Consider the following 13,335-nt stretch of genomic DNA (forward strand, 5'->3'; position numbering starts at 1 on the left):
TATAATGAATTAAATCGAAAAAGTAAATAGAAATCCCTGAGAAATGCGAAAAAAGATGAATTTGATCTAAATCGGATTTTCTTTATAAATTTTATCTGCTATTCCTTTACTTTTTGAGGAAAAAGGTCTAAGATAAAACCAAAGAGTTCATGGAGGTGGAGCTATGATTCGTACTGTTCAAGTCAAAGATGCAGGTCAAATTAGAGATTTATGTCACCAAGCATTGGGGTATGATTCAACCCTTGAGAAAGTGGCAGCTCAGATCGATAAATTTAATTCGCCAGATTCGGATCATTTTTGCTTTGTTTATGAAGAGGACCAAACAGGAAATATTCTTGGTTATGTGGAAGCGGAAGTCTATGAAAGCCTCTATAGTGATGCTGGTTTAAATATTTTGGGTCTTGCGGTTTTTCCATCTGCACAAGGACGTGGGATCGGTCGCCAATTGATGGAGCGAGTTGAAGAACTTGCCAAAAGCAAGCATTATGCTTTTATCCGTTTAAATTCTGCCTCTCATCGAAAAGAAGCCCATCTCTTTTACGAACGAATAGGTTATGAGGGAAATAAAACGCAGAAGCGATTTTTGAAAATAATGAATTAAGATAGGCAAAGGCCTGTCTTTTTTGTTATAATGAGGAGTACGATTAAATTTACTAGGAAGATGATTATGCCAAATTTTGAAGAATTAAAAAAACGACAAGAGAAGATTCGGAACTTCTCGATCATCGCCCATATTGACCATGGAAAGTCAACCTTGGCCGATCGAATCTTAGAAAAAACCGAAACCGTGTCTAGTCGGGAGATGCAAGCCCAACTTTTAGATAGTATGGACCTGGAACGGGAACGTGGAATTACCATCAAGCTCAATGCCATCGAGTTGAACTACACAGCCAAAGATGGGGAAACCTATATCTTCCACTTGATTGACACACCAGGACACGTGGACTTTACCTATGAGGTTTCGCGTTCGCTCGCTGCTTGTGAGGGAGCTATTCTCGTAGTGGATGCCGCTCAAGGGATTGAAGCCCAGACCCTAGCCAATGTTTACCTTGCTTTGGACAACGATTTGGAAATCCTGCCAGTCATTAACAAGATTGACTTGCCAGCTGCGGATCCAGAACGTGTGCGCACGGAAGTAGAAGATGTCATCGGCTTGGATGCCAGTGAAGCTGTCCTAGCTTCTGCCAAGGCTGGTATCGGGATTGAAGAAATTTTGGAGCAGATCGTTGAGAAAGTTCCAGCACCGACCGGTGATGTTGAAGCCCCTCTTCAAGCCTTGATCTTTGACTCTGTATATGATGCCTATCGTGGGGTGATCCTTCAGGTCCGAGTGGTCAATGGAATGGTTAAACCAGGCGATAAGATCCAGCTCATGAGCAATGGCAAGACCTTTGATGTCACAGAAGTTGGGATCTTTACTCCTAAAGCAGTTGGACGTGATTTCCTTGCGACTGGAGACGTTGGCTATATTGCGGCCTCTATCAAGACCGTTGCGGATACCCGTGTCGGGGATACGGTGACCCTAGCGACTAATCCGGCAAGTGAGCCCCTACATGGATACAAGCAAATGAATCCAATGGTCTTTGCCGGTCTTTACCCGATTGAATCCAACAAATACAATGATCTTCGTGAAGCTTTGGAAAAATTGCAATTGAATGACGCCAGTCTTCAATTTGAACCCGAAACTTCTCAGGCCCTTGGTTTTGGTTTCCGTTGTGGTTTCTTGGGTCTCCTTCATATGGACGTTATCCAGGAGCGCTTGGAGCGTGAGTTCAACATTGACTTGATCATGACAGCACCGTCTGTTATCTACAAGGTCAATTTGACAGATGGAGAAGCACTGGATGTCTCAAACCCTTCTGAGTTTCCAGATCCAACCAAGATCGCATCGATCGAAGAACCGTATGTCAAAGCACAAATCATGGTGCCACAAGAGTTTGTAGGGGCTGTGATGGAATTGGCTCAACGGAAACGTGGGGACTTTGTGACCATGGATTACATCGATGAAAATCGGGTGAATGTCATCTATCAAATTCCACTGGCGGAAATTGTCTTTGATTTCTTTGATAAATTGAAATCCTCTACTCGTGGCTATGCGAGCTTTGACTATGAGTTGTCTGAATACCGTCCTTCTAAATTGGTCAAAATGGATATCCTTCTCAATGGCGATACTGTCGACGCCCTCAGCTTTATCGTTCACAAGGACTTTGCCTATGAACGTGGTAAGTTGATCGTTGAGAAACTCAAGAAGATTATCCCTCGTCAACAGTTTGAAGTGCCTATCCAAGCAGCCATCGGTCATAAGATCGTGGCCCGTACAGATATCAAGGCCCTTCGTAAGAACGTCTTGGCCAAGTGTTATGGTGGGGACGTCTCACGGAAACGTAAGCTTCTTGAAAAACAAAAGGCTGGTAAGAAACGGATGAAGGCCATTGGATCTGTAGAAGTACCCCAGGAAGCCTTCTTATCTGTCTTGTCAATGGATGAAGAATAACATTTAGAGAGTGGGACAGAAATCGGTAATTCGTTAGAATTCGATTTCATCGTCCCACATCCGCACAGTTGAGTAGGGCTGTAAAAGCTGATGAAATCAGCGTATTAGAGCCCACTCAACCACTGCATCTTGCTCGACATCCAAAAACAATTGAGAGGCTAGGACTTTTGTCCCAGCCCTTTGTTTTAGGTCCAAAAGAAATAAACTGAAATAGAAAGGTTCCATCAGATGTGACACTTATCCTATTTTAAAATACCCACTTTCATGGTAGACTAGAGGAAAGAAAACGTTCTCAAGGAGGTTGAGCATGAAACACAAATTATGGGTCACATCACTGACGATTCTTTCTACCTGCACATTAATGGCTTGTAGTCACACCACTAAAAAGGACACAGCAGCTTCTTCTACAAAAGAGAGTAGCAGCAAAGTCGAAAAGCAAACAAGCAGCTCTTCGTCAAAGGATACTGCTTCTACAAAGAAAAACACTTCCAGTCAAGAAACCAAGCGGATTGGAAATGCAGATTATGGATACATCGATATTCCAAGTAAATGGTTCAAGTTCACGGATATCGATGGGACAGAAGCTGTCCAGTATACGGATGGGAGTGGCTATAATATTGTCACCTTGAACAGCTTTACGCGGGAAAAGGCCAAAGTTCCTGCGGATATCGAGTTTAATGCTGAATTTCTAGCCAAGAAACTGGCCGTAATGTGGCAAGATAACCAAGATGTTGGAAAGATGACGGGAGCGCGGACTAAAGTCGCAGGTCTGGACGCCTACCAGCTTCAAATTGTCATGAAATCTGGTCAATACCTGATTTCTTGGATCTTCCAGAAGGGTGAAAAAGTTTATACCATTTCTTTTGAAGGGGATGCAGAAACCTTGAAAACCTTTATCCCATTCATTGAAGACACTTGGAGTCTAGATGGAACAGGTGCTGTAACGGATTAATCAAGTGAGATAGATCGCAAGATCTATCTTTTTTCACGTTCTTTGTGGTATAATGCTTCTATTGTTTAAAAGAGGAAATAGAGGATGACACAGGAAATTGATATTGAAAAATACCATCAGTTAGCTCTCCAAAAGCAAAAGGAGCACCGCAAGGTATTGGCGAATCTCAAGAAGAAGCCACCTAAGAATTTAGACAAAATAGCGCAAGAAATTCACGATGAAGTGTTCCAAGAAATCGATTGTACCGCTTGTGCTAATTGCTGTAAGACCTTAGGGCCTGATTTTAAGGAAGCCGATATCACACGAATCGCCAAATATTTCAAGATGAAGCTTCCTGCCTTTGAGGCAGAATTTCTTCAGGTTGATGAAGATGGGGACAAGGTTTTTAAATCCATGCCTTGTCCTTTCTTGGGTGGAGATAATCTCTGTTCGATTTATGATGTTCGCCCAAAAGCTTGTCGGGAATTCCCTCACACAGATCGCAAGAAGATTTATCAGATCAACCATCTGACCATCAAGAATACCCTCACTTGCCCAGCGGCTTATTTATTTGTAGAAAAATTGAAGGATCGTTTGTAATGGCATATACATTTTTGCTTTTTAACTGTTTAAATTCTCTTGTTGTAATTTATTAGTAGATTAAATTTTATTTTCTAAAAATTATATTGTTAATTAAAATTCAAATATTTTGTAGTTTTAAAGTTTTATAGTTATTATGGAGCTACGTTTATTGGATATAAAGCACATGATACTTATAATGAAATTAACGTAATTATCATAAAAATGAGATTTATTGGGGACATAGAATATTTCCTAAACTTTTATTAGATTATATTTAATAATAGTACAAGTTTGGATCTTCAGATTCTGGAAAATATGAACTAATGATTTTATAAATTTATGTATAATTTTAAAGTATTATAGATTTAAGAAAAAATTGTAAGTTCTAATTTACTAAAAGTATCTCAAATTCTATTTAGTAAAAGTCTTTCAATCGACTTCATTGTAATTCTGAAGTTTTCTAACAATTGTATTAAAGGCTTCCATTATAAAATGTTTCTGTTTACTACATCTTTACTGTTTTAAAACTAGCATTCATATAGCTTAAAATTTTTAAAATCGAATTACTTAATTAATCTTCTCTAACATATGAAAATTTTTGAAAAATATACTAAGTTATAGAAGTGTATAGTTTGTGAACCAATAAATTAAAGCAATTATAAATTAATCAAGAAAATAACCAAAGGAAAGTAGATGTAGCAATACAAAGAAGGAACAAAAATTTTGTTGTTCCTTTCTTTTTATTTGCAAAAATTTTATATCGTGATATTCTATACCTAGGTGAGAAACAACGAGGTGTGAAATGTTTAGTAAATTAAATGAACATGATTTAATAAGAGGTGTTTTTAAATCTAAGTTTAGTCAAATGGTGACTCCTTTGGACAAACAGTCTGATTGGTTGCATTCAAAAGGACCAGATTATATGTGGATTGGTTTAGTGTTGCTATCTGGAAATAGAACGGATAGTATGAAGAGCATCATGATGTTTTTGAATAAGCTCTTAGAAGTATTTGACACTGAAAATAATATGCCTTTGCTTACAATTAGCACATTACTGGATTTAGAAGATGAGGACAAGCTAAAGATAATAGATATAATGGAGTTGTATTTTGATCTCTCAGAATTTGCCCCCTTAACTATAGTTTTACCCGATAATGAAAAAGTATTGACGAAGAGATTCTATACTAATAACTATTCTTTTGAAAATAGGCTAAAGAGATTGAATGAATTATTAGATGAAATAACAGACCAATATAGTCAAATGTCAACAGACATAAGATATTTTAAGCTGTACTATAAGATGTTACAAGGTAAGTTGGTTTTTAACGATTCAATGTTTCAAATGATGGATGCTTTAGAAATATATCCGGATTTAGAAGTAGAAGCACCGGAGATAGCTTTGATAGGCTCACAGATACGTTCCTTGGAAGTTGCTATATCGTTGGCTGAAGATATAGATTATAGTTTTAGTAATCAATTTTGGAATAATATAAGTCAATTAATAGATTGTGAGGTGTTCTCAGTGATTATTAACAAAGAAAATAATGTAGATTTACAAGAGATAAGAAGAGAGGTATATCAAGTATTACAATACTATAGGGAATTATTACAAAATATAGAACACTTTAATAACAAACTTTATGTTTTAACTAGCATCTTAACTTATTCATATAAACGGTTACTAGAGTTAATTAATCATGAATTGCAATATACAATATCAGGGCGTTCAATAGTAAGATCATGTATTGAAAATTATGTTATGACAAAATACTTAATTACTGAAGAGGATTCTCATGAAAATATTTGGGAAGAGTATCAATACTATGGGATTGGTAGCTATAAGTTGATTTCAGAACGTTACATAGAACATTCACCTGAATCACCACCATCTCATGTTAATTTTCAGTATTTAAATTTATTGGTGTCCGAGTTTATAAATAAAGAATTTATTGATATGGATACAAGATATTTTGGATCAGGTAATATAAAAAATAAATTTGAAAAAGTAGGAGAAAAAGATTTATATAGCTATCAATATGATTACGATTCTCAATTTGAACACGGACTATGGGGGGCTATTAGAGAAAGTTCAATTCTGAAATGTAATTAACCAGGTCATCAATTTCATGGAATTCCTGATATAGATGACATTCAAGAATTACCAGATGTTAGTAGTGATATAGATATTGTCCTAAAAAAACATTTATCAGTTATTAAAGAAATATTTCCAATACCTAACGAGGAAGCAAATGCTAGATAAACTAAATAAAACCCAAACGGAATATGCTAAGTTATTGAATAGTATAAGAGCAGATTTTGATACTGAAGACGTAGGCTACCATTTAGATAAAATAAGGAATTTTTGGTTTAAAAAAAGAAGAGTTATAGAAATAGCTAGCCAATACGTTTTTAATAAAACTAATACGTACTTTTTCACTGCTACATCTAAATTTAACATCGAAAATACAGAAAATAATATTTTTTTTGTGATAGGAAAATATCAAATATATGATGATCCGCTTTTGTCTTATTTAGAAGCAATTAGAAGTGAAGATACAATACTACATTTTGAAACTTATCTAAGAATATTAAAAAATAAAGTGATCAAAATAATTGATAATTCACTAATTTTGTTGGAAAAAGAGATACCAAATTTTTACATAGTTCCATTAAGATTTCTTTATTCCTTTATAAATGAAAAAAAAATTGATGTTATGCCATTTATAAAATATTTTTTTGTGAAAGAGAATGATTTCACAAAATCAAATGAGTGCTATGATGTAAATGCTGTTGTTATTGCTGAACATATATCTCAAATAATGCTTTTTGAAGAGGATGATCCCTCATTGCCAATAAAAGAGCGTATAAAACAATATCAAAGGGAGTTCTCAGACATCATTCCATCCAATATGAATGACATACAATTACTTAAATTTATTCTATTTGGGTATTTTAGTCAAGCCATAGACATATTGCAAACTTCTTTTTATTTTAATGTTTTTCCATTTTTTTCTAGTGTGGTGAGTTTTTTGAATTATAATTTTCTTTTAATTCATATTTCGTATAATAATCAAGATGATATTATGAAGGAAGATTTGAAAAAATCAAAGTTTATCTTTACGATATGGTGTGAGTACAGGAAAAAAGGTTTAAATTTATCAGTTGAAGCAATAAAGTCACAAGCGCTATTACGTAATTTTTATCTTAAGATAGAAGATTTATATAGAAATATGGATGTTTTAGGAACACATGAAAATATTGCAAAAGAAATTAATAGTTGCCTAGATTTGTTCATTAATGAACCTTTAGATAATAATGGATAAGAAGAAATAATTTTCATATTTCATATGAATATAGTAAACAATACAACAAAATATTAACTTTTTTAAAGGAATAACGAATAACACCTATACGTTTTTGTATAATTGCTATTTTTTAATATCTGACTATAATTTTATGAGATCACTTATTGTTTTTCCTTTAGCAACTAGAGTCGATTGCTCCTTTTTGGTAGAATAGAATCGAACAAAAAAAATATCCAAATGAGCTTAAAATATACTGTAGAGTTCTAAAAAATTATTGTTCTATTACATGAAGAAAGCAAGTCTGTTTCATATCTGGTCAAAGAATACAGGGGGATAATAAACCATATACTAATGATTTGGAAAGGTTGCAACTCTAAAACTGAGAATATTACTTCATAAACAACAAATGCGCAAAGCAACGGTTAAAATGAAGGTAAGTTGTAAAGGAAATCAAAAAAATTTAATGATTATTGCGAATTTTAATATCTTTTAAGTAATTGATCATTTTTGCGTTAGTTATCAGTCGTATATTGAAATGACGTGGTACTTAGACCAAGTTTAAGAGTCTATCTATAATTTCTTTATAAGCTACCACCCAAGACAATGGGATAAAAGAAATAAACTTGTAAAACAGAATATTTTGATCTTTCATCACTTATCTCGCCTCTTCCAAGAGATATGTTGCTTGCGAGATTCATGTGTACTTATATAAAATGGTTAATAGATTTCTTAAAAAATGAATACAAAAAACTGATTGAAAATTTTACTATTTGAACGATCATCATAAAGAGAGACCTATTACGTCACCTAAACAAGAATTGCAAAGAATCCCCGAATTTGTTAGAAGTAATTTCTCAATGGTCGAAATTAATCAAAAATGGGTAACTTATATTACATATATCTACAAATTTTCTGATAGTTGATGTTATTCACCAAATATTTTAGATGTTTATTCTTGGAAAATTATTGCTTGGTGTCTTCCCTGGTATATTATAATAGGCTTAGTTATTGAAAAAATTACAAGATGCCTAGAGTATGCGAACTATACCAGATAGGTTCCTCCTTCACTCAAATAGAATACAATGCTTATCTTGTACAACACAGTGTTCAGCATTCGTATAGCAATAAGTGTTTCTCATACGACAATAGTTATATAGAATCATTTCACGGTTCGATTAAAAAAGAGTGTATTTACCTCGAAAAAAATTTCATTTTAAAAAATTTTAGGCCTGTTATTCTAGTACTTTTTAATATATGGAAGCTTTTGTAATTCGAGGAGGCGATGCAGCAAACTGAACTATCTTTGTTTAATTAAATTTGAGAAATAAATTACTCTGTTTTAACACTCTTCTTAACGATTATATAATTCATTTTATAATAGTTAAGAAGATATCCAGCAACGGGAGGGCACTAGCTATCAAATTTTCCTCACAAAATATTGACAGAATTAAATAACTGTAGTGTAATATAGAGAGGGGATATAGTTTGTCTAACCGATAGCTTAAACATGAATAATTTATTATTCATGTTTAATTTTATTAAATTTTAAGAATATTACCGAAGGATATAAGCTAGTTTGTTAAAATAATAGGTTAGAAATTGGTGGTTGATTAAATTATTTTTTCTATCAAAATAATTTAACAATTTAACTATTAAAACTAATAATATTGTAAGGACGGAAATGTGATAAATATAGAAACTTTGGATCCATCTTTTGTAAGTGATTGGTGTCAGATGATATATAAAAAGATGGATTTCAAGAATAAATATAAAGGATACGGTTCATTTAAAGTCGATTTATCAAATTGGATTAGAGAGAACTTATCAGATTTAGGGATTGAATGGATAGACAATGATGCATTTTTACAGTTAATGAAATTAGAATTTTCAGAACTTACTTTAATTGTTGATTGGTTTAAGGAAAGCGCTGAAATTATAAATAAAATTGATATGCGAGACAGGATTTTTTATCCAAGATTTAAACAACTTGAAGAATTTAGAAAATTTGAAGAATGTCTAAAATATGCATATCAAAATTTTGTTGATTCGAAAAGTAGATTACTTAAAATTAGTTCTTCAAATATAAAAGTATGCCCATATTGTAATAGAAATTATATAAATTCAAGTTTCAGAATATATTGTTGCAAGTCTTGTAAAGTTGAAAATAAAGAGAATTATGATTATATTATAAATGATTGGTGTTCCTCTAAATGTCCCGAAGGACACGACTTATCTGTTTCAGATATTAAGATTATAAATACCTGCCAATTAGATCATTTTTTCCCGAAATCAATTTACCCGTTATTTTCGGTTTGTTATTATAATTTAATTCCGATTTGCCCTTCGTGTAATTTTTCTAAATTAGATAATGAATTAAATATATCACCATACGATTCAAGTATCTCAATAGCTAATTTGTATAGATATAATTATGATTTAACTAAACTACATCAACCTAGAATCTATATTGAAGACAGTAACGTAAATAGTGATGAATCTATATTTTACAAAATTGAAAGTGATTTTGAGAAATTACATTTAGTAGAGTTGTATCAATCTCATATTGATATTGTTAATGAAATAGAATGGAAAAATCAAATCTATTCAGATAATTATAAAAATGAGATTAATAAATTAATTGAAAGTGCTGGTTTAAATATATTGACTAAAGATGAAATTAATCGCATAATAACAGGAGTTTATACAAATATAGAACACTATGGTCAACGACCGTTATCGAAATTAATAACTGATATCAGTAAGAATGTAGGATTGATTTGAGGTTTGTATGAAGTTAATAGGATTGTTAATTAACGATTTCAATGATTTAATAAAAAGAAGTCAAATTATATTTGATTCTAATGTTAATATTAATTTCTCGAATTATACCTTGGAAGTTATATTAGGAGAGGATCAATTATCTAATTTTTATGGGAACAATATAAGTAATATTACTGCGATTATTGGAAATAATGGTTCTGGAAAAACTTCAATTTTAGATATAATTGCTACTTCAGATGAGGAACGGAAGAAATTTCTAAATAAATCTTCGTATTGTCTTATATTTTTAAAGGATGACTTGCTTTATTTGGAGATGCACAATTTTAGTATAAATAATGTTATATTTTTAAATACTAATACTCAGCTTAATTTGAAAAATTATACAGGTCACTATACCATCGGTAGTAATAGTATAGAAGATTTGTTTACTATTTACTATTTTCAATTGACAAAAAGTGTAGCTCAATCAAATGTTCAAACTGACATAATAAAAAGAGTTTATAAAAATAGTAAACAATTATCGATAAGCGATGCAACTTCAAAATACAAAGCATATGAATTACTTGTTACTGAAGGTTTTTTTCCAGAAAATGCAGATTATAAATGGTTGATTAAGGTCGATACATATGATAAGTTAATTGACTATATTACAGACTATTGTTTTAGGAAAATGTTGCCATTAGATTCTATGTATGAACATAATTTGAAAGAAATTATTTGGAATTATATAGATCCTACTTATGAATCCCATATTATAGATAATGGTAACTCAGAAGATTTATCTATATTTCTAAAAGATAATATTTCATTTTTTGAATCGTTTAACAGATTTAAGAATAAAGAATATAATGATGATCTAGAATTTGAAGATGATAGAATTAGAGATGAATTTAATAAGCAGTTTAATATAGCAATTTCGAACTATAAAAAAAATGTAAGTATCAGAAGATTTAATTTTATTTTTAAACCATTTTTTCAAAATGAATCAAAACAAGAGTTAACGTTTAAAGAATTACAAATATTAAATTGCCTTATTGATACGTACACTTATATTAGAGATTTATATTTCCCTAATTACAATAAAGAGTCAGAAGTAGTTAAACAGTGGGAACATATTTGTGGAATAGTTGTTATTTATTTTAAACAATTATTAAATCCAGAATTTATTATTGATAATACTGGGGAGTTTGTTGGTGATAGTTTTCAGTCATTTTGTGAGGAATTTTCTAGCTCTGATATTTACCCTAAAGATGATATTGGAGATTATATAAATTTTACAGCTCGATTTTTAAGACAATTTTATAAAATTAATAGCACTCTAATTTCAGAAGATAAATGTTGTAGTATACTTGATCTTAAAATTGATAATAAATCTGTAGATGATTTTATAAAAGAATTAAATAGGAAAATTGATTTCGAAGAAAGTCGAAAAGTCAAGCTTATTAATGAACGTAAACTGGTTAGTTGGTTTAAGATGACAGAAGTAACTTCAAGAGGTGAACAAAATCTACTTGACATAACTACTTTAATCAATTTTCTTTCGGAAAAACTAGTTGTTGGTGAGAGTTTAATAGTTATAGATGAGATTGAAGACGGCTTACACTTAGAGTGGACTAGAAGGTTATTGCATTTTTTAATAAATAAATTTAATATGGTGCCTAATCATAAGTTTCAATTGATATTCACTACTCATTCACCATTCATGTTATCAGACATAAAATCAGGTAATGTTATTGCCCTAGTGAAAGATAATACAAATGGTTTAACAAGCATTCAACCATACAAGAATACATTTGCAAAAAACATACAAGAAATTATGCATGATGATATGTTTATTAAGGATGTCTATGGTGAATTTGCGATTTATAAAATTAACACTATTATAAAAGACCTTAACTCGCATCAAGAGCCAATATGTAATTTATCTAAGAAAAAGCTACTGTCAGAGATTGATATGATTTCAGAACCGTTATTAAGAAATAAATTATACGAAATGTATGAAAGAAAGTTTAAAGAAAGTACAGTTGATAATAGAATTGAACAGCTAAAATTAGAGTTAGAAAAATTAGAGTCAAAAAGAAGAAATCAATAATTTTATTATTCCTAGTTTTAATAGATATTTTCTAAGAAAGGATTTCAACCTTGTCACATACATTTTTACTTTTTGATTTGGACCATACCTTGTTGGACTTTGAATCTGCTGAAGAAACAGCCTTGACGCAGATGTTAGAAGACATGAATTTTCCAGATGTACAGGCCTTTAAGGATTACTACAAACCCATGAACCAAGGTCTCTGGAAGGATTTGGAACAAAAGAAGTTGACCAAGCAAGAGCTCGTGGATAGTCGGTTTGCGATTGGGTTTGCCCACTTTGGGATCACGGTTGATGGGGCTGAGATGGCTCTTCGCTACCAAGATTACATCAGCCTTCAAGGGCAGTCTTTCCCAGGTGCGGAGGACTTACTGGCCCGACTTGAAAAAGCGGGTTACCAGCTCTATGGTGCAACGAATGGAGTGACTGCCATTCAAGAAGGACGCTTGGCTCATTCTACAATCGCACCTTATTTCAAAGAGGTCTTTATCTCTGAGCAGCTTCATACTCAGAAACCAGAACCTGCATTTTTTGATAAGGTCGGCCAACTGATTCCAGGTTTCAACAAGGAAGAGACACTCATGATCGGAGATTCCTTGACGGCGGATATCGCAGGAGGAAATGCTGCAGGGATCGATACCGTCTGGTATAACCCAGATCATAAGGAAAATACCAGTCGGGTAGTGCCGACTTATACCGTTAGCAACTATCAAGAAATCGCCAATTTACTGATAAAATAAAAAATTTCAAATACTGTCAAGTTTTTTTCTTGACAGGTCTATAAAATGTGTTATAATAGATCATGTGCTAAATAGCTTGTCTATTTCACCGAAAATTAAAATATAGAAAAGAGACTTATAAAAATGGCAGTTAAAATTCGTTTGACTCGTATGGGTTCTAAGAAAAAACCATACTACCGTATCAACGTAGCAGATTCACGTTCACCACGTGATGGACGTTTCATCGAAACAGTTGGAACTTACAATCCACTTGTTGAAGAAAACCAAGTAACTTTGAAAGAAGACCGCGTTCTTGCATGGTTGGCTGATGGAGCTCAACCTTCAGATACAGTTCGCAACATCCTTTCAAAAGCTGGTGTGATGAAGAAATTCCACGATTCTAAATTCTCAAAATAATTTTTTAAGTAGGT

General features: G+C 32.4%; 10 protein-coding genes. All 10 read left to right on the top strand.

What is annotated here, in order from left to right:
- Positions 1-163 precede the first annotated feature (163 nt).
- The 10 genes from HMPREF3002_RS04015 to rpsP all read left to right on the top strand — a co-directional run bounded on the left by HMPREF3002_RS04015 (position 164) and on the right by rpsP (position 13,321).
- The gene (locus tag HMPREF3002_RS04015; RefSeq protein ID WP_070665353.1) at positions 164-601 is read left to right on the top strand and encodes a GNAT family N-acetyltransferase; all 438 of its coding nucleotides are present in this window, start codon (positions 164-166) and stop codon (positions 599-601) included.
- A gap of 66 nt (positions 602-667) precedes the next feature.
- Entirely contained in the window at positions 668-2,494 is a 1,827-nt protein-coding gene (gene lepA / locus HMPREF3002_RS04020) for a translation elongation factor 4 (RefSeq protein WP_009731117.1), read from the top strand.
- Between the two features lie 307 nt (positions 2,495-2,801).
- Positions 2,802-3,446 (top strand): hypothetical protein, encoded by a 645-nt coding sequence (locus HMPREF3002_RS04025; protein ID WP_070665354.1) that lies wholly within the window; start codon positions 2,802-2,804, stop codon positions 3,444-3,446.
- 84 nt (positions 3,447-3,530) lie between these two features.
- On the top strand, positions 3,531-4,025 hold the full coding sequence (locus tag HMPREF3002_RS04030; protein ID WP_003001664.1) for a YkgJ family cysteine cluster protein: 495 nt from the start codon (positions 3,531-3,533) through the stop codon (positions 4,023-4,025).
- 784 nt (positions 4,026-4,809) lie between these two features.
- Entirely contained in the window at positions 4,810-6,117 is a 1,308-nt protein-coding gene (locus HMPREF3002_RS04035; protein WP_256263415.1) for a DUF5677 domain-containing protein, read from the top strand.
- Between the two features lie 139 nt (positions 6,118-6,256).
- The gene (locus HMPREF3002_RS04040) at positions 6,257-7,330 is read left to right on the top strand and encodes a hypothetical protein (RefSeq protein WP_070665355.1); all 1,074 of its coding nucleotides are present in this window, start codon (positions 6,257-6,259) and stop codon (positions 7,328-7,330) included.
- 1,665 nt (positions 7,331-8,995) lie between these two features.
- On the top strand, positions 8,996-10,093 hold the full coding sequence (locus HMPREF3002_RS04045; protein ID WP_141754483.1) for a hypothetical protein: 1,098 nt from the start codon (positions 8,996-8,998) through the stop codon (positions 10,091-10,093).
- Between the two features lie 7 nt (positions 10,094-10,100).
- Complete coding sequence (locus HMPREF3002_RS04050; protein ID WP_070665357.1) at positions 10,101-12,185, top strand: AAA family ATPase; 2,085 nt, start codon at positions 10,101-10,103, stop codon at positions 12,183-12,185.
- 50 nt (positions 12,186-12,235) lie between these two features.
- Entirely contained in the window at positions 12,236-12,925 is a 690-nt protein-coding gene (locus tag HMPREF3002_RS04055) for a pyrimidine 5'-nucleotidase PynA (protein WP_070665358.1), read from the top strand.
- A gap of 123 nt (positions 12,926-13,048) precedes the next feature.
- A complete protein-coding gene (rpsP, locus tag HMPREF3002_RS04060; protein ID WP_003007475.1) occupies positions 13,049-13,321 on the top strand; it encodes a 30S ribosomal protein S16 in 273 nt (90 codons plus the stop codon).
- Positions 13,322-13,335: the final 14 nt, after the last annotated feature.

Source organism: Streptococcus sp. HMSC065E03 (assembly GCF_001815045.1).
GTDB classification, from domain to species: domain Bacteria; phylum Bacillota; class Bacilli; order Lactobacillales; family Streptococcaceae; genus Streptococcus; species Streptococcus parasanguinis_AD.

Excerpts from the sequence above, each read along its gene's own strand:
- HMPREF3002_RS04015 (WP_070665353.1), top strand. The coding sequence starts at position 164 with ATGATTCGTACTGTTCAAGTCAAAGATGCAGGTCAAATTAGAGATTTA.
- lepA (WP_009731117.1), top strand. The coding sequence starts at position 668 with ATGCCAAATTTTGAAGAATTAAAAAAACGACAAGAGAAGATTCGGAAC.
- HMPREF3002_RS04025 (WP_070665354.1), top strand. The coding sequence starts at position 2,802 with ATGAAACACAAATTATGGGTCACATCACTGACGATTCTTTCTACCTGC.
- HMPREF3002_RS04030 (WP_003001664.1), top strand. The coding sequence starts at position 3,531 with ATGACACAGGAAATTGATATTGAAAAATACCATCAGTTAGCTCTCCAA.
- HMPREF3002_RS04035 (WP_256263415.1), top strand. The coding sequence starts at position 4,810 with ATGTTTAGTAAATTAAATGAACATGATTTAATAAGAGGTGTTTTTAAA.
- HMPREF3002_RS04040 (WP_070665355.1), top strand. The coding sequence starts at position 6,257 with ATGCTAGATAAACTAAATAAAACCCAAACGGAATATGCTAAGTTATTG.
- HMPREF3002_RS04050 (WP_070665357.1), top strand. The coding sequence starts at position 10,101 with ATGAAGTTAATAGGATTGTTAATTAACGATTTCAATGATTTAATAAAA.
- rpsP (WP_003007475.1), top strand. The coding sequence starts at position 13,049 with ATGGCAGTTAAAATTCGTTTGACTCGTATGGGTTCTAAGAAAAAACCA.